Annotated in this window: 13 protein-coding genes; 9 read left to right on the forward strand and 4 right to left on the reverse strand. The window is 66.0% G+C overall.

Annotated features, from left to right (window positions below):
• Positions 1-246: 246 nt before the first annotated feature.
• The 7 genes from B4915_RS11910 (at position 247) to B4915_RS11935 (ending at position 10,890) form a co-directional block, all read left to right on the forward strand.
• The gene (locus B4915_RS11910) at positions 247-1,593 is read left to right on the forward strand and encodes an AAA family ATPase (protein WP_105806035.1); all 1,347 of its coding nucleotides are present in this window, start codon (positions 247-249) and stop codon (positions 1,591-1,593) included.
• On the forward strand, positions 1,593-2,186 hold the full coding sequence (locus tag B4915_RS11915; RefSeq protein ID WP_181158577.1) for an RloB family protein: 594 nt from the start codon (positions 1,593-1,595) through the stop codon (positions 2,184-2,186). The genes B4915_RS11910 and B4915_RS11915 overlap by 1 nt, the downstream gene beginning before the upstream one ends.
• A 148-nt stretch (positions 2,187-2,334) precedes the next feature.
• On the forward strand, positions 2,335-6,180 hold the full coding sequence (locus B4915_RS11920) for a YobI family P-loop NTPase (protein ID WP_342747307.1): 3,846 nt from the start codon (positions 2,335-2,337) through the stop codon (positions 6,178-6,180).
• 165 nt (positions 6,181-6,345) lie between these two features.
• On the forward strand, positions 6,346-8,043 hold the full coding sequence (locus B4915_RS11925) for an AAA family ATPase (protein ID WP_181158578.1): 1,698 nt from the start codon (positions 6,346-6,348) through the stop codon (positions 8,041-8,043).
• Between the two features lie 132 nt (positions 8,044-8,175).
• Positions 8,176-8,325: a hypothetical protein gene (locus tag B4915_RS14735; RefSeq protein WP_181158579.1), complete on the forward strand. Its 150-nt coding sequence runs from the start codon at positions 8,176-8,178 to the stop codon at positions 8,323-8,325.
• Between the two features lie 694 nt (positions 8,326-9,019).
• Positions 9,020-9,502, forward strand: a complete 483-nt coding sequence (locus tag B4915_RS11930) for a PaaI family thioesterase (RefSeq protein ID WP_105806039.1) — start codon at positions 9,020-9,022, stop codon at positions 9,500-9,502.
• Entirely contained in the window at positions 9,499-10,890 is a 1,392-nt protein-coding gene (locus B4915_RS11935) for a CoA transferase (RefSeq protein WP_219845117.1), read from the forward strand. The genes B4915_RS11930 and B4915_RS11935 overlap by 4 nt, the downstream gene beginning before the upstream one ends.
• 208 nt (positions 10,891-11,098) lie before the next feature.
• Here B4915_RS11935 and B4915_RS11940 read toward each other — a convergent pair whose 3' ends face one another.
• The 3 genes from B4915_RS11940 to B4915_RS11950 all read right to left on the reverse strand — a co-directional run bounded on the left by B4915_RS11940 (position 11,099) and on the right by B4915_RS11950 (position 15,204).
• Positions 11,099-11,761 (reverse strand): response regulator, encoded by a 663-nt coding sequence (locus tag B4915_RS11940; protein ID WP_105806040.1) that lies wholly within the window; start codon positions 11,759-11,761, stop codon positions 11,099-11,101.
• Positions 11,758-12,945: a sensor histidine kinase gene (locus tag B4915_RS11945; RefSeq protein ID WP_105806041.1), complete on the reverse strand. Its 1,188-nt coding sequence runs from the start codon at positions 12,943-12,945 to the stop codon at positions 11,758-11,760. Before B4915_RS11945 ends, B4915_RS11940 begins: the two co-directional genes overlap by 4 nt.
• 69 nt (positions 12,946-13,014) lie before the next feature.
• Positions 13,015-15,204, reverse strand: a complete 2,190-nt coding sequence (locus B4915_RS11950; protein WP_105806042.1) for an MMPL family transporter — start codon at positions 15,202-15,204, stop codon at positions 13,015-13,017.
• Between the two features lie 227 nt (positions 15,205-15,431).
• Between B4915_RS11950 and B4915_RS11955 the strand changes: the two genes are divergently transcribed.
• Positions 15,432-15,764: an ArsR/SmtB family transcription factor gene (locus B4915_RS11955; protein WP_245907484.1), complete on the forward strand. Its 333-nt coding sequence runs from the start codon at positions 15,432-15,434 to the stop codon at positions 15,762-15,764.
• The gene (locus tag B4915_RS11960) at positions 15,764-16,945 is read left to right on the forward strand and encodes an MFS transporter (RefSeq protein ID WP_245907486.1); all 1,182 of its coding nucleotides are present in this window, start codon (positions 15,764-15,766) and stop codon (positions 16,943-16,945) included. Before B4915_RS11955 ends, B4915_RS11960 begins: the two co-directional genes overlap by 1 nt.
• A gap of 22 nt (positions 16,946-16,967) precedes the next feature.
• Here B4915_RS11960 and B4915_RS11965 read toward each other — a convergent pair whose 3' ends face one another.
• Positions 16,968-17,795, reverse strand: coding sequence for an alpha/beta fold hydrolase (locus B4915_RS11965; protein WP_105806045.1), 828 nt, complete (start codon positions 17,793-17,795; stop codon positions 16,968-16,970).
• Positions 17,796-17,914: the final 119 nt, after the last annotated feature.

The raw sequence follows: 17,914 nt of genomic DNA on the forward strand, positions 1-17,914 counted from the left end.
CGCGACCGGGAGGCATCAGGCTCTCCCTCCTCCTAATTCTCTCCAGGTGGGTGCCACCTGGAGAGAATTAGGAGGAGGCCTCGGCAGGACGGGGCAGCCTTAACAAGTCCAACGGGTTACGAGCGTGGCAAGCAACCGGCTATGAGCGGGCCTGCTTTAAGGCGCTAAGTCCGTGGATCGCAAGCTAAGCACCACAGTTTGCTCGAAAACCGCTCAGAAAAACCCTCTCGGTGCTAGTATTGCTACATGATCCTTCTCAGCTTCACTGTGCGCAACCATAAGAGCATCCGCGACGAGGTCGCTGTTGATCTCACGCGCCCTTCGCTGAAGACCCTCCAGCCCAAGGAGGGCGACTGGGGCGCTGTGAGCTATCCGCTCGCTGGGATCTTTGGAGGCAACGCGACCGGCAAGTCCGCTGTTCTGGATGCGTTCCGCTATGCCTTCACTGCGATCAGGCAATCCGCCACCGTATGGCAGGAGGCGAAGTCCATGCGGCGGGCACCGTTCAAACTTGACGGGAACTCCCGGACGTCAGCGAGCCTCTACGAACTTGACCTTGTCCACAATGGACGCCGCTACGTATACGGCTTCGAAGTCGATCAAGACGGAATCAAAAGAGAATGGTTGCGCGATGTACCCAGCTCGCGTTGGCGCACCCTGCTAGAGCGAGATCGGGAAGAGAATGTGCTCACATTCCATCCGAGCCTTCGCACCAAGATCGAGGTAACACCCCGAGAACTCGTTCTCAGCCGTGCGCTCCTACTGAAAGACTCATCGCTGCACCCCTTCGCTCACGACTTGGTTGAAAGCTTCGACATCGTTTTGGTCAAGGACTCTCACCGAGAAGCGCGCTTGGCGAGCATCGCAGACTCGTTGGCGGATGGAGATATCACTTTCGGAGACCTCGAAGCACTGTTGCAAGTCGCGGACATCGGTGTCTTGAACGTCAGCATTGAGGAAACGAACATCCCAGAGAGAATCCGCCTGGCGCTCCGTCGATTCGAACGCGACCTGCGTGAAGAGGAAGATCACGATGCCGCCGACGAAAGTGAGTCCGAGGAGGCAGAGAGCCAGGAGGACCTGGCGGACGATGAACTCGAGCAGGTCGTGAGACATCTACTCTTCACTCACCGCGGGACAGCTGACGATTGCCCACCCTTCTCTATCAACGAGGAGAGCGATGGAACTATCGCGTGGCTCGCGATTGCAGTACCCGCACTCGAAGCGCTACGCCGTGGAGGACTGTTCCTGGTAGATGAGATCGACGCGAGTCTTCATCCTCACCTGCTCGAGGTACTCCTCGGCGCGTTCGCGGACCCACTCGTCAACACACATCATGCACAGCTGATCTTCACCAGCCATGAGTCATATGTGCTTTCGCCGCTGAGCGAGGTTCGCCTCGAGCCGGAACAGATTTGGCTGACCGACAAAACGAACGAGGGAGTGACCGAGCTGACTTGCCTGTCTGACTTCCCTAAGCACCCAGATGCTAACGTCGCGAAGCGATACCTCACGGGGAGATACGGCGGAACCCCGCGGCTTTCACCGAGCCTGTTTGCGGCCCTTGTCGACACCGGAGAGGCGCAAGACTAGTGGCGGGCGCACAGCGTGGACGTCGCGGCAGGCCTCATCGACAACCTGCGCGACGCATCCTTGTCGTCACCGAAGGCACACGAACCGAGCCCCAATATGTTGAGGGATTGAACCGCTACATGCGAAGCAAGGGCGCGACTGCTATCGTCAAGCCCGTTTCGGTGGGTAAAGACCCGCTGAAAGTCGTGCAGAAGTGCGTTGAGAAGAGGAACGAAGCGGCTCAGAACGACAAAGGTTACGACGACTGCGTGTGCCTGGTCGACGTCGATGAACACCAGACGTTGCTTGCGGCTATTCAGCTCGCTGAACAAGAGGAGATCCGGCTGCTGATTTCGAACCTCAAGTTCGAGGCCTGGCTGCGATGGCACGCCGAGGACAAGCGCTCAGCCTTGTCCTCGGCACAGCTCGACGAACTCGTCACGAGGCTGGGGCTCGTCAAGGGGAAGATGCTCTCGCAGTCCTTCCCGTTCCACCAGGTGCATGACGCGTGCAAGACGGCTCGGGCCGTCGACCCTGAGATGCGACCAGGGGGCAAAGGACCAGATCCATCCTCATCCATGCCTATCCTTGTGGATCTCATGCAAGGGGTGTGAACGCGGATATGACTAGCCACACCCCGCAGGCATCCTGCGATCTGGAACTTCCCCGATGTGCCGTGTACGTCGGTGGCGGCGAGATTACAGCAGAGCGAGTGAGGCTGTGCGGGGAGGGACTCCGATGCTGAACGAGTCTGGCGATTCAATGTCGAACGAGACGCCTACGACAACTGAAGCCGCTACGTCACCGCGTTTAAAGTGGCAACCGCTTCAAGATCTGGCTCCGCATTACGTGCCATCCGTGCACGCGGGATACCTTCGTGCACTCCTTGAAGGAATCGAAGCACGTCAGGCGACGAACATTGCCTTGTCTGGGCCTTACGGTGCAGGAAAGAGCAGCATCCTCCAAGGACTCACGGACAGATACCCAGACCAGACGATTCAGGTATCCCTTGCGACCGTGCGGTCCTCCACTGAGAGCTCGGCAGGCAAGGAAGTCGCGGAGCCCTCGGCCAGTGACTTGCAGAAGGAGATCGTCAAGCAGATCCTTTACGTCGTTGACCCTTCCAAAATGCCTGCCTCGCGATTTCCTAGGACCAGCAAGTTCCGGTGGTTCAAAAGCCTTGGCTGGGCACTGCTAGCAGGGGCGGCCGGTGTCGCGGTTCAATGGATCATCACGTTGGTTGTGGCGTCTCTTCAGCAAGACTCGACGCTGACTTGGCGTCCTGAACTCTACATTCCGACCCTTGTGGGCGTCGCGCTCGTCGCCCTGCTCCTCCTGCGAATCACGAACGGCCGCCTTGCGATCAGCGACCTCGCAGCCGGACCGGCCAAGCTCACACTCGCAGACAAAAGCGGCAGCTACTTCGACGACTATCTTGACGAGATCGTCTATTTCTTCCAAGTCTCGAAGACACGCATCCTCGTCCTTGAAGACATGGACCGCTTCGACAACGTCGAAGTCTTCGAAGACCTGCGCGCACTCAACGTTCTGCTCAACCACTCAGCACAACTGAACGCGGAACGACTCCACGGTAAGACGGGTAGCTTGTGGAATCGCTTCCTGAAGCGCAGACCGTGGAAGAAGGTCGAGAAACTCAATTTCGATGAACTTGAAAACTTGGAGAAGATTCCCAAAGGGTTTCATCACGGACCCATCATTTTCGTGTACGCGATCCGCGACTCCCTCCTTGCCAAGACGGTCCAAGCCACCGGAGACGTGCAACATGACGCTTTTACCCGAACAAAGTTCTTCGACCTGATCGTTCCGGTCGTCCCCTTTGTTACGGAGCAGAACGCCAGAGGAGCCCTCAAGAAAGAACTCGAGCTACTTGCTGGGGTTCCGGTCAACGGGGCTGCGGAAGCAGAACCAGGCGCAGAGGAGCGCGCCCGAGTAGAAGGTCGGCCTTCCCAAGGCCTCGTTCGGAGGATCGCTCAGTACTTTCCTGATCAACGACAGATCCGAAACATCCGCAATGAATTTGCGATGTACAGAGACCGACTGCTGCAACCAGGACTCCACCCCAAAGAGCTCACCCCCGATCGGCTCCTCGCCCTGGTCCTTTACAAGAATCTCGAAGTCGCCGACTTCGAACTAATCCGTCTCGGCAAAAGCAAGCTCCACACCCTGCTACGGCTGAGTCAGGCACTGGTTCTCGAGAATTTAGAGCGCATCAACCTCCGGCTCAGCCATCCCTCTGAAGAGGCCCAACGCGATCAGGCTGCTGCTCTCGCAGAACTGGTTCTGAACAGGGCTAAGGCTCTCGGTCTTTTCTTTGAACAGGCTGTTCGGTCGTACCACACGATTAGCTACCGGCCTTTGACGCTCGAACAACTCAGCGACCTGGACCTATGGAGAAGGATCGCGGCAGGCGGAACGATCCCCTTTAACCAGGGGAAGGAACTTGACAGGAAGGCCATCGAATCGGCCTTCTCGGTGTCGTTGTCTTTCGCGGAGTCGACGGCAGTCCCGCTCGCTGCCGAGGAACGTAAGCGTCTAGAAGCAGATCGCGAATCGCTGGAATCGGCAACCTGGCACCGGTTGTGGGAGCTCCCGCAATTCGTACTGAGCACCGCCTCCGATGCGTGGCCTGAGGCTCGTAGGCCGGAGCACGCGTTGTCCTTTTCACAGATCGTTACTGCTGAGGTCGGCGAGGGACTCGCCGCTGATCTCATCGCATCGGGCCACCTGACCCAGAACTTCGCACTCCTTAGCGCTCACTTTGATGGGGAGTTCCTCGGAGTCGAGGCACAGAACTTCATTCAGACTTCGATCGAGCAGCCCGGACGTGCCCCGCTTGCGCCAGTATCCGGGCGTGCGATCAAGGAAGTTCTCGAAGATCGCACGGCTCTCGTGCTCGAACGCTCGGGCATGGTCAACATCCATGTCCTCGACTACCTCCTCGGCCACGCTCCGCAAGAGTCGCGCCGCGTGATCGCACAGCTTCGGAGCTGGACTAAGGAAGACGAAGCCTTCATCCGTGACTTCTTCAGCAGGTACGGGAACGACACGAACAACGCTGCGCTAGGGGACGCGGTCGCCTATCTCGCAAGTCTCACAAGCGAAGTGATTCGCACGATTATCAACGATCAATCCCTCTCGGACGACCGCAAGGCCAGTCTCTTCGAGGCAGCTCTCGCGGGATCTCGAAGTGAGCAGTTCTCGCGCTCTGTAGCTGGAGACGAGGGGGTGCGACTTTACGCGCAGCAAAACCATCACAGGTTTGGTTCCCTGCGTCGAGACACACCAGAGAGCATTACTGCTGCGTCGCATCTGGTTCTGTTGAGGACTGCGATTGACGACCTCGAACCACTTTCCGTCTCAGCCCGCGACCTCTTCGTCGAACAGGGACTGTTCGCGATGACCGTCGCGAATCTAAATGTCATCGTCGGGCGCGATGAGTCCACATGGGTCAGTTTGGAGCAGCTGAAGACGTCACCAGCTGCTTACAACTCCACGTTGCCACGCATCGGGGACTACCTCGAGCTGCTCGAAGCTCAGGAGCCGAGCGACGAGACGCCGAGTGCCGAAACACCCATGGCGCTGGCAGAGATCTTGGAGGACCTACTGGCGGAGCTTGGCGAAGACGAGGAGCTGCAGATCCGGGCCGTAGCGCACAACGCGCTGCCGTCCATACGTGTGCTGGACATCACGCAGAACGCAGAGATTGTGCAGGAAGTACTACTGCTCGAGCATTGCGCGGAAGCCTCAATCTCCAACTTGCTGGCACGGTTCAACACCAGCGGCACGGTGACCGAAGGCATCGCCACGGCACTTCACTACGAGCCCCGGCCAAAAATCAGCGATGACACGGACCTCTCCGCATTCGTATCGTCCGCACTCCTCGCCACCGAGACCTTCCCAGAACTCCTGACAGATGACGTAGTCAGCGATCTCGTCGATCACCTACACGAGCACATTGAGATCCCCGCAGCTACCTGGCTGACAGCCACACCATCGGTCTCGGTACGCCTCATCAATGAGGAGTGGGGACAGCTGGACGAACTTCGAGCTATAGCCGACACCACAATTGACTGGACCGTCCGAGAAGCTCTGCTTGAGAAACAACCCGCTCCTCAGGCTTCCGAGATTGGCGAGCTCGTCAGCCCAGGCGACGTCATCGCCTTCTTGAAAAATGAAGCGATTGATGTCAATGTCCGGGCCTATGTCAGCGGCTATCTCAGCCCCCTACTGACCTCGGCGCAGGCAACGCAAAACGCCAATGCAATCGCGACCTTCTTCAACGAACGAAGCCTCAGCCTCAGTCTCGACGGAATTCACGCGCTCGCAGCGGCAGGCGCTTCACGAACACGCCTGATCGCACTACTGAACATGACCGAGGCGCAGGACGCATTCGCTGCTGACCCGGCTGCGACGCTCAGGATCTTGGGCGGCAAGTACGCAGCTATCGTCAACATGGCTTTCGCGTCCCCGAAGTTCGCTCCTACTGCTGAACACCACAGCTTCTTGTCCACTCTGGAGAGACTCGGCATTGTGCGACGTCTCTCGACCAAGGCTGACGGCATGCTCCGTATCAGGCGCATCAAGTAGCAGGTTCCGAATTCTCAACATGATCAGCTACGACCTACACAAGCTCGGATGGCATGCGTTCCAAAATCTCAGCGCGGTCGTCTTACACCGCTTAGGTTTCATATCACCAACCGCGACTACCCTGACAGCTATGTCTTCGCATCCACACGCCAGCTGGGAGATATATTGAGCCTCACGCTCCGTTACGAATCGATCACGTTTAACTCCGGCACGAAAGTAGACCTGCCCAGCGAGGGTGTTGTGATTTTCACCGGCCCAAACAATGCTGGCAAGAGCCAAGCATTGCGCGACATCCTCGGCTATGTCCAGGACGGTATTGAATATGGAGGCACCGTCCTCTCGGCCGCAGAGACAACGCGAAGTGGGAGCAGTGATGACGCCCAAGCCTGGGTGCGCGACTCTCTGTCTGTCAAGATGATCGATGGCACTGAGCGCGTTAGCGTCGAGGGTTGGGGCGATGTCACGCCAAATGACGTCGTTTCGTACTGGGCGAACCCGCCCGGACTAGGCCCGCTAACACGTACGTTCGTCCTTCACGCGGACGGGACGACCCGGCTCTCAGCGGGAAATGCGCCTGGCAATTTCGATTACCGGGTTGACTCTCCATCTCATCCACTTCAGAGAGCAGCTCGAAACCCTGACCTTGAGGCAGCGATCAATTCTGTTTGCCAGGCGGCTTTCGGCGTCGATGCATTTGTTGATCGCTACGCCGGATCCGTGATTCCTCTCCGAATCGGAACGAAGCCGCCCTTTCAGCACGTCGACGGTATGCCTTTGCAAGGTTACCTCGACGCATTGGCCGCCCTTCCAACGCTGGAGACCCAGGGTGACGGATTCAAGAGCTTTCTCGGTCTGATGATGCAGTTGCTGGGTGGAGTGCACCAGACGCTCCTCATCGATGAGCCCGAAGCATTCCTCCACCCGCCCCAGGCGCGGCTCCTTGGTCGCCTCCTTGCAACGCACGCACGTGACAAGCAAGTGTTCCTCGCGACACATAGCTCAGGAATTGTCCAAGGTGCCCTCGAAGCTGATGTGCCTGTCACAATCATCAGACTCCGTCGTGATCGCAACACGAGCCACGCCGCAGTGCTTGACGATGCGGCGGTCACTGAGCTCTGGTCAGACTCTCTTCTCCGTTATTCGGATGTTCTTGACGGCCTTTTTCATGATGCAGTAGTCGTGTGCGAGAGCGATTCGGATTGTCGGCTCTACTCGGCTGTGAGCGATATCGTTCAGTCCAGTAGTAGCGACCGTTCGATGCAGCTGTTGTTCACGCACTGTGGTGGCAAGGCGCGCTTGCCAATGGTCATCAAGGCGCTGCGTGCGGTTCAGGTTCCAGTTGTCGCGATCGCGGATTTCGATGTCCTTCGCGAGGCGCGAGACGTGCAGAAGATTGTCGAAGCGCTGGGCGGCGATTGGGGCGAGATTCAAACGCTCCAGCGCGTGATTGCTTCGGCACTTAGCGACGAAGGACGCCCACCGAGCAGAACAGCCGTATCGGAAGCGGTAGCAGACCGTCTGTTGACTGCCAGCGATCCACTCAGTCGAGTAGACATCGATGACATCCGGAAGCTCCTGAAAACGGAGAACGGCTGGGACCGCGCCAAACGGGCTGGGATGTCAGGTCTACCTCAAGGCGAGCCCACTGCTGCCGCTGAGACTCTGGTGTCAAAGGTTGACGAACATGGCCTCCTAGTCGTTCCGGTCGGCGAGCTCGAGCGGTTTTTTCCGCAAGTCGGCGGGCATGGTCCAAGTTGGGTAAGCGAAGTTCTGGAACAGGATCTCCACGCATCGACCACGGGCGCCGTGCACGAGTTCGTCATCAAACTGCTTTCGACGGCCAGACGTCTCAATCGGAGGTAGCCGTGCCGGTCCGTGCCGGTAGCTCCGCTGAAACTACCCTCAATCAGTCGCGACCAACCATGACTACTTCCGCGGAATCACGCAGCAAATGGGGCGAACGAGTACCAACTACCCCGAGGAACCAGACTGCTAGTGCTGAACGCCTGCGAAAGCCTCGCGGGCGCCGACGAAATGCCGCAGACGGTGCTTGCAGTGATCGGGATGTCAGACACGATTGACGACGCATCCGCGATCGTGTTCGCATCCGCGTTCTACACGGCCCTCGCCTTCGCGTTTGAGTAGGCAAAGGTGCAGATGCTCGCGGCGGCACCCGACGCGTCTGAGCCACCTGACCCGCGGGTCCGCGACGATGTGGGGTCGGCAGCGCTCGTGCTTGTCACCCCGCCTGCGTGACCTTTCGAACAAGGACCGCGGCGGTTTGGCTAGCCGCCAGCGTTCTTACCGAAAGATACGAACGGAGGATTCCCTCAGCTCGCGCGAAGATTGCGCGTGCCATACCAGTATGGAACTCTGCGGGGACGCTCCCATAAACCCCACGTAAACCCCCCCGACGAATCTGCCGAAAGCTACCAAGAGCCGGGACCTGGCCGGGACCTGATGCATGCAAACCATGCAATCTATGACGTGAAATGGGGCCGTTTGAGGGGCGGGGAACCCCGGAAGATCAAGGATCTGGGCTGAACCGTCTACCTGGGGGTCAAGGGGTCGCAGGATCAAATCTTGTCAGCCTGACCGGGGCAGGCCTGGTGACGCGGTCGTTTTGCCGGGCGACTGTTGCCTAATTGCGCAACGGTCTCCGGCGTAAGCGGTTGCGACTGCCGTATCCTGACCGTGGGGGACCGTGGAGGGAATGCGAGCCCTGGAGGAGGCGGAACGGGTCAGCGCGGGGGCTCCCGGGCATGGGAGAGCCACGAGAGCGCATCAAACGCACCCGTGCGGCCGCGACGCGGGGCGACGACATCGAAGGGGATACCGGATGGATGGAGCGACACCGTTGCCGGTTCTTGAGTATTTGCGGCGTCAACTCGCCGGGACCCTGCGCAGCAGCGACACGACCCACCTCCGGTATCCGACCGCGATCTCCCGGCTGCTAGGGCTCGAACTCGTGGCGATCGACGTGCGAGAGGCGAGCCTCCGGATCGAAGCCGATCCGGAGCTCCACGGCAACCAGCAAGGCACCATACACGGCGGGCTCCTGTGCGAGCTTGCGGACGCGGCGATCGGCGCCGCGCACTCCACCATCATCGAACCCGGCCAGTCGTTCACCAGCATCGACCTCAAAGCGACGTTCCTGCGCCCCGCCTGGGCAGGCACCCTGACCGCGACCGCGCGCGCAAGCCACAGCGGGCGGACCATCAGCCACTACGGCTGCGACATCGTCCGCGGCGACGGCAAGACGATCGCGACCGTCACCAGCGCCGTGATGACCCTCAGCGGAGAAAGCGCAAAAGGACGATGACCTCCGGAGAACGGCGAGCATCGACGATCGACCGCATGCTGGACGAGATCCTGCCCGCCGGGCGAACAGCACAGCTGACCGTCACCGGCGCGGGCAGCCTGCCCTCCGTGTTCCCCGTCACCGAGCTCGCCACCGCAAGCATCGCCGCAGCAGGCATCGCCGTCAGTGAACTGCTCGCCACCAGCGACCACACCGTGCGCGCGGTCACCGTGAACCGGCGGCTCGCATCGATGTGGTTCGCCTCATCACTGCGCCCAGACGGCTGGGAGCCCCCGCCGCCCTGGGACGCGGTAGCCGGAGACTACCGGGCATCCGACGGGTGGATCCGCCTGCACACCAACGCCCCCGCCCACCGGAAGGCGGCACTCCGCGTGCTCGGGGTTCCCGCAGACCGCGACCGGGTCGCCGCAGCCGTCGCCGCCTGGCAGGCAGACCAACTCGAAACCGCGGTGGTCGGCGCCGGCGGCTGCGCCGCCACCATGCACACCCGGGACGAGTGGGAAGCCGGGGAGCCAGGACGCAGCGTCGCCGCCGAGCCCCTCATCGCCTGGCACGACACCGGTGCCGCACCCGCGCGACCGTGGACGCCGGACCCGCTCAGGCCGCTGGCGGGCGTGCGCGTGCTCGACCTCACCCGCGTGCTCGCCGGGCCCGTCGCCACGCGGTTCCTCGCCCAGCTCGGCGCCGACGTGCTGCGTATCGACCCGCCGTGGTGGGACGAGCCCGGCGTCATCCCCGAGGTGAACCTCGGCAAACGGACCGCCCGCCTCGAGCTGCGCGAGCCCGCCGCCACCGCCCGCTTCCTCGACCTCCTCGCGCGCGCGGACCTGCTCGTACACGGCTACCGGCCCGGAGCGCTCGACAGCCTCGGACTCGGGGAGAAGACCCGCCGAGACGCCGCACCCGGCCTGATCGAGGTGAGCCTCGACGCGTACGGCTGGACCGGGCCCTGGGCGGGCCGGCGCGGCTTCGACAGCCTCGTGCAGATGAGCAGCGGCATCGCCGAGGCCGGCATGCGCCTGCTCGGGCGCGACACGCCCACGCCGCTGCCCGTACAGGCGCTCGACCACGCCACCGGCTACCTCATGGCGCACGCAGCGATCCGGGCGCTCAGCGAACGACTCCGCACCGGGAGAAGCAGCAGCGCCACCCTCTCGCTCGCACGCACCGCGCGCCTCCTCACCGGCACCGTTACCGGCATCGGCACCGCCACCCACGATCCCGGCGCGCCGATCCGCGAGGAAGACGCGCGCGACATCGCGCCGCAGATCGAGCACACCAGCTGGGGGCCCGCCCGCAGGCTCCGGGCACCACTCGCGATCGACGGCGTCGACCTCCGCGCCGCCCTCCCCGCCCGCGAGCTCGGCAGCGATCCCGCCGTGTGGTGAGACCGGCGCGCTCGCGCGGATGATCCCCCGCCGGGCCTGCAGCCGGGCGGCACCGACGTCGGTCAGGCTGGCGAGGATGCCGGCAACGGCAACGGCAACGGCAACGGCAACGGCAACGGCGACAGCAACGGCAACGGCGACAGCGACGGCAACGGCGACAGTGACACCGACGGCGACACGAGCAGACAGGGCCGCGATCCTGCTCCGGTCAGACGATGCCGCTGCGGTACGCGAACGCGACCAGCTGACCGCGGTCGTGCGCGCCCAGCTTGCTCATCGCACGGTTGAGGTGGGTCTTCACCGTCAGCGGTGAGATGTGCAGGCGTTGGGCGATGGTCGCGTTGTCCTCACCGCGTGCGGCCGCGACGACGAGATCGCGTTCGCGGGGGGTCAGCGTCGCCACGAGATCCGCGAGCCCCGCCTCGGCCCCATCGCGAGGCTGGTGCTGCGCCGTCGACAGGTGGGTGATCACGGCGCGAGACGCGCGTGCAGACAGCGCGGGCTCGCCGGTGGCGACGCGCTCGACGGCGCCGATGATCTCGCCGGGTTCCGCCGCCTTCCCCAGGAATCCGTCGGCCCCCGCGGACAGCGCGGCGACCACGTCCCGATCCCCGTCGAAGGTGGTCAGCACCAGGATGCGCACCCCCTCAAGAGCCGGGTCGGAGCGGATCTCCCGCGTCGCGGACACCCCGTCCCGTCCGGGCATCCGCAGATCCATCAGCACGACGTCGGGGCGCAACGCCCGCGCGAGCTCGACGCCGCCGGAACCCTCCGAAGCCTCGCCGACGACACTGACCTCCGCGGATTCGAGGACACTGCGCAGGCCCGCGCGGATCACGGCCTGATCGTCGACGAGCAGGACGCGGATCATTGCGGCCCCTCCGTCGCGTGCGTGTGGAGCGGCAGCTCCGCGCGCACGATGAAGCGGTGCGGATCGGCGTCCACGCGGAGCGTGCCGTGCACGCTCGCCGCGCGTTCCCGCATGCCGATGAGCCCGAAGCCGCCCTCGTCCTCGCGGGCCGGGCGGAGGACGGGATTGGCAACCTCGATGCTCAGGGTTCGATCGTCGTGCGTGACCGACGCCCGCACCGGATCCGTGCCGTGCTTGCGCGCATTCGTGAGCGACTCCTGGAGGATCCGGTACGCGGCGACGCCGACCGAGCGGTCGAGCGAGCCCGGCAGGCTGGCGCGGAAGTCGACGCGCATGCCCGTCGTCCGCATCGCCTCCACGAGCGCGGTCATCCCCTCGAGGCCGGGCACTGCGCCCTGCTCGTCCTCGGCGCCGTCGCCGGGACTGCGGAGCACCACCAGGATGTCCTGAAGCTCGTCCACGACCGTGCGGACCGAGGCCCGCACCTGCCGGAGCGCCGTCCGCGCCCGCTCGGGGTCCCCGGTCAGGTGCCGTTCCGCGGCGCCCGCGTGGATCGCGGCGGCGGAGACCGTGTGCGCGACGGAGTCGTGCAGATCGCGGGCGATGCGGAGTCGTTCCTCGTCCACCCGGTGGCGCACCTCACTGTCCCGGAAGGCGGCGGAGGACCGGCTGTGCGCTTCGAGGGCGCGCACGTAGTCGTCGTTCGTGCGGAGGAACAGCCCGGCCGCGACGACGGCGGCCGTCCACACGGGCAGGATCAGCGCCACCGGATCCAGGGGCGCCGTCCGGAACGCGATCACCGCGCCGACGTAGAGCAGGGCGGCGTGCGCCGCGCCGAACCACACGGCGATGTGGCGCGGGCGGCGGAGCGCCAGCGAGAACAGGCAGACTTCGGCGGCGACCCAGAGCGGCACCGCGCCCGCCGGCGTCAGCAGGGCGAGCCCGCTCACGAGGAGCGCCGCGGCTGCGGCGACGACCGGAAGGCGTCGCCGTGCGGCCACGGACGCTGCCGCGAGCACGGCCACGGGGAGCGTGACCCAGGACCCCGTGGAGATCTCCCGCGCCACCTCGACGACGATCGCGAGCGCCGCAGCCGCGTCGAGCCCCCACTCGATGCGGCTCACGCCGAGGCCGAGACCGATGCCGCGCGGGCGCCGCGGGACTGCGAGTACACCGTCGCTCATATCAGCACTCTGCCACGCGACGGCGGCGCCCGGCTGAGTGTTGCGCCCGCCCGGCGCCGCCGCGCGGCATCAGCGGGCGCCGACGGGGACGGGTGCCGGCGTCCCGGCGGACGACGCCACGGCCGGCCGGTCGAGTGCTGCGCCCTCCACATCGATGCCCGGCAGGATCCGGTCCAGCCATCGCGGCATCCACCAGGCCGCCTTGCCGAGCAGGGCGAGCGTCGCCGGCACCAGCACCATGCGGACGATGAAGGCATCCGCGAGGACCCCCACCGTGAGCGCCAGGGCGATGGAGCCCACCAGGGAGGACGGGCTCATCGCGAACCCGCCGAACACGGCCGCCATGATCGCGGCGGCCGCGACGACGACGACCGCCGAGCGCCGGAAGCCGGTGCGGATCGCCTCCAGCGGCGTCATCCCGCGCACGTGGGCCTCGTGCATGCGGGAGACGAGGAACACTTGGTAGTCCATCGCGAGTCCGAACAGGATCCCGGTCACGACGATCGGCAGCAGGCTCAGCAGCGGATTGCCCTGCGGTGAGGCGATCAGCGCATCCAGCCACCCCCACTGGAACACCGCCACGGTCGCGCCGAGGCCGGCGCCGAGCGACAGCAGGAAGCCGGCTGTGGCGATGAGCGGCACGAGGATTGAGCGGAACAGCACGATCAGCAACAGCAGTGACAGCCCCACGATGAGAACGATGTACGTGGTCAGCGCCGACTGCAACTGCTCGTCGGAGTCGAGGCCCATGGCCGTGCCGCCGGTGACGAGCAGCTCGGCGTCGTCCACCTCGCCGTCCTCGGCACGCAGATCGCGCACCAGCTCCTTCGTCTCCTCGTCGAGCGGCCCATGCTCCGACATGACCGTGAGCATGGCGACGTCGCCGCGGTCGTTGACGCCGGCCGGGACGACCATGGCGACGTTCCTGAGCTCGGCGAGGTGCTCCTGCACCTCCGGGAGCACCTGCTCGACGTCGTCGTGTCGCACCAGGACCACGAGCGGATCCTGCGCACCCGCACCGAAGCCGTCCGCGATCAGCTCGTACGCCGCTCGCTGGCTCGACTCCGGGTCCTCGCCGCCGGGGACGCTCAGCGTGGTCTGCATCGAGGTGAGCGGCAGGGCGAGCGCGCCGAGCAGCACCGCGCCGCCGAGCAGGCTCGCCACACGGTGGCGGGTCACCAGATGCGCCCATCCCGTGATGAAACGGCCGCCGGTGTGCGGACGCGTGCTGCGCGCCGCGCGGTCCCGGCGTGACAGCGCGCGGCGGCCCATGAGGCTCAGCATCGCGGGAAGCAGGGTGAGCGCCATCAGGACGGCGACGGCGACGGCGAACGCGGCCGCGAGGCCCATCTCGCCGAGGAAGGTGATGCCGACGACGGTCAGGCCGGCCAGCGCGATGACGACGGTCGCGCCCGCGAACACCACCGACGATCCCGCGGTCCCCACGGCGCGGGCGATGGCGTCCTCGACGCTCGCGCCCTCACGCAGCTCGGACCGGAAGCGGGCGAGAATGAACAGGCAGTAGTCGATCCCCACCGCCAGCCCCAGCATGACCGCCAGGATCGGGGTCAGCGAGCCGATCGGCGCGACCGCCGAGAAGCCGAGCACGCCGAGAATGCCGACGCCCACGCCGACGAGCGCGCCGAGCATGTTCGCCCCCGCGGCGACGAGCGAACCATAGGTGATCAGGAGGACGAGGAACGCCAGCGCGGCGCCGACGATCTCGCTGGGGCCCATGATCTCGGGCACGCCGGACTCGAGACTCCCGCCGACCTCCGCGGTCAGGCCCTCGGCACCCAGGCCGGCGGCGACGTCCGCGATCTCCTCGGCGACCCGCTCGCTGTCTGCATCGGGGTCGACCTCGAGCGACACCACGGCCGTGCTCAGATCCTGCGACACGTATGGCCGCGCAGGATCGAAGGGGTCGGAGACGGTGAGCACCCCGTCGATCGCCGCGAGATCGTCCAGGGCGGCGGCGATGTCCGCGCCGATCCCGGGATCCGTGACCTCCGCCCGGCCCTCCGTGCTCACGACGAGCTGCAGGGACTTCGCGGCGTCGTCATCGGACGGGAACTCGTCCTCCAGCACCGACATCGCCGTGCTCGACGGCGTCCCGGGGACGTCGAAGGCTCCATCGCTGAACTTCATGCCGCCCAGCGCCACGAAGGCGAGAACGACGAGGGCGAGCCCCCAGGTGAGCACCGTGGCCCAGCGATGGCGGGCGCTGAAGCGCCCCAGGCGTGATAACAGGAGAGCCATGTGGCCCCTTCCGTGAGGAGGGAAATCGGACGTGTTCCAGCCTTCCCGGGAGACGGGTTCGCCGCGTCCGCCAGACGCAGGAGATCTCCCTCCTGCGAACGCAGTAGGCCGCGCCGCACGGGTCGCCGCCCGGCCGCCGCCACGGGCCGACTTGATGGCGGCGCGGTAATTGTGCGAAAATTCTCGAACAGTTATTGTGCGAGTATTTTCGAATGATTGGAGGCGCGGTGTCCCCCCGCAGCTACGAGCACCCCGATACCGAGGCGATCGCCCTGCCGCGCGTCCTCTTCGCCCTCAGCGAGCCGCTCCGGCTGCACATGGTGCGGATGCTCGCCGAGCGGGGCGAGGTCGACAGCATCGAGCTCGGCCCCGAGCTCCCGCGCTCCACGCTCACGCACCACACGAGCCTGCTCCGCGAATCCGGCGTGGTCTTCGTGCGCGGCGAGGGACGCAAGTGCCTGATCCGGCTGCGCGGCGAAGACCTGGAAGACCGCTTCCCGGGGCTGCTCGGCACGGTGCTGTCCGCCGCCGAGAGCGCCGACGAGGAGCCCGGGGCGTGATGCGCAGAGTCTGGCCGCTGGTCGTCGCGGCCGCCGCCCTCGGAATCGACGCCTACGTGCTCGCCGGGGTGCTGCCGCAGATCGCGGACTCCCTGGCGACCACCGTCGGTGCGATCGGGCTCGGCGTGACGGCGTTCACCGCCGCCTACGCGCTGGCGGGGACGACGCTCGCCAAGCGCGCCACCCGCGGATCGACGAAGGGCGCGCTGCTGCTCTCGCTCGGGCTCTTCAACGTCGCCAACCTCATCACCGCGCTCGCCCCCGGGCTGACGGTGTTCCTCGCCTCGCGCGTCCTCGCGGGGGCGGGAGCCGGCGTCCTCACCGCGGTCGCCACCGCGGCCGCAGCAGCCATGGTCGGTGCAGAGCACCGCGGACGCGCCATGGCCCTGGTCACCTTCGGCCTGTCCGCGGGCACCGTGGCCGGCGTTCCCATCGGCATGCTCATCGGCGAGCACATCGACTGGCGCTGGACGATGGCCCTCGTCGTCGCCATCGGCGTCGTGGCCCTGGGCGCCCTCGCCCTCCCCGGGAAGGACATCCCCGCGATCCCCTCCGAAGCAGGCACCGGCGCCGCGTCGATCGCCGCATCACCGCAGCTCATCTGGGGGATCCTGCTGGCCTTCGTGCTCGGCACGACCAGCCTCGGCCTGTACACCTACCTGCTGCCGATGGCCTCCGACCGGGGGCTCGGCCCCTGGGGCTTCGCCCTGATCTGGGCCTGGGGCGTCGGCGGCGTGCTCGGCTCCCTGCTCATCGGACGCCTCATCGACACGGTCGGATCCCGGCAGCTGCTGCCGCTCCTCGCCTGCGTGCTGCTCGCATCGTTCGCGGCCGTCGCATTCCTCTCCCACCCCTGGGCATGGCTCGCCGCGGCCCTCAGCTGGGGCGCGGCGGGCTGGGCGAGCGTGCCGGCGCTGCAGGACGCGCTCACCCGCAACCGGCCGCAGGCGACGACGACCATCGTCGCCTTCCAGATGGCCGCCATGTACCTGGGCTCGGCCGCCGGTTCGGCCGCCGGCACCGCGCTGCTCGGCGCAGGACTCCCCGCGGCCCAGCTGCCCCGAGGGGCGCTCGCCGTGCAGGTCGTCGCGGTGGCGCTGGCCGTGGTCGTCGCGGTGCTCGGCCGGTCACGCTCCGGCCCCCGTCCATCGTCGCCCGGGGCGCCCCCAGCAGTCGCCTAGGACGGGATCCGGCCGGCCGGGTCTATGCCGGCGGCTCGGCGGCGGCGGGACCGGGGATCCCCGCGAAGCGGGCGATCTCGCGTGCGACCGCGGCCGGTGCGGTGTGCTGAGCGAGGTGGGGCTGGCCCGGGATGTCGGCGATCCGGGCGACGGGCGCGCGCCCGGCCAGGCGCTCGCACCACGCGGCGGGGGCGATGGGATCCCGTCCGCCCCGCACGATGAGCAGCGGCTGGGGGAGCCCCGCCACCCGGTCCTCGATCCGGTAGCGCAGCATCGGGCGCAGCTGCCGCAGATACCAGCGCGGCCCGCAGCGCAGATAGTCGCCGAAGACGATCGCGTTCGCCGACGGCGGCTCGCGCAGCGTGTCGGCCAGCAGCGCGAGGCCCTGCGCCGCGGCCGTGCGCCGCGCGTCGTTCACGACCGGGCCGATCGCCACGAGGCGCGAGACGAGATCCGGGCGCTGCCGCGCCAGCTCCACCACCCATTGCGCGCCCATCGAACCGCCCACCGCGATCAGCGTGCCCGCTGCCCCCGCCGCTTCGCGACCCGCGGCTCCGGTGCCCCGGCCGCTGGCACCGGCGGCGGCGAGCGCGCGCTCGACCGCGCGGCCGAGCAGGGACGCCATCTCCGGCACCCCGGGGGATCGCCTCGGGGCGGGCAGCGAGCCGAAGCCGGGCAGATCGACGGAGTACACCGAGGCGAAGGGCTCCAGTTCCCGGTGCAGCCGCGCGAAGGCGCGGTGCGAGATGCCGATGCCGTGCACGAGCAGCACGGAGCGGGCGCTGCGCGGATGGATCGAGGAGGTGACGCGGAACGCGTGCCCCCGCACCTCGACCGTCGCGACCCCCATGATCCCGAGCCTGGGGCACCGGCACGCCGAGCGCCACCCCTCGACGGCCGCGGGCAGCGCCCCCTAGACTGCCGGGCCGGATCCCGGAGCCGATCCGCCGTCCGGGCCCGTACCCGATC

The sequence above is a fragment of the Leucobacter massiliensis genome (assembly GCF_002982315.1).
GTDB classification, from domain to species: Bacteria; Actinomycetota; Actinomycetes; order Actinomycetales; family Microbacteriaceae; genus Leucobacter; species Leucobacter massiliensis.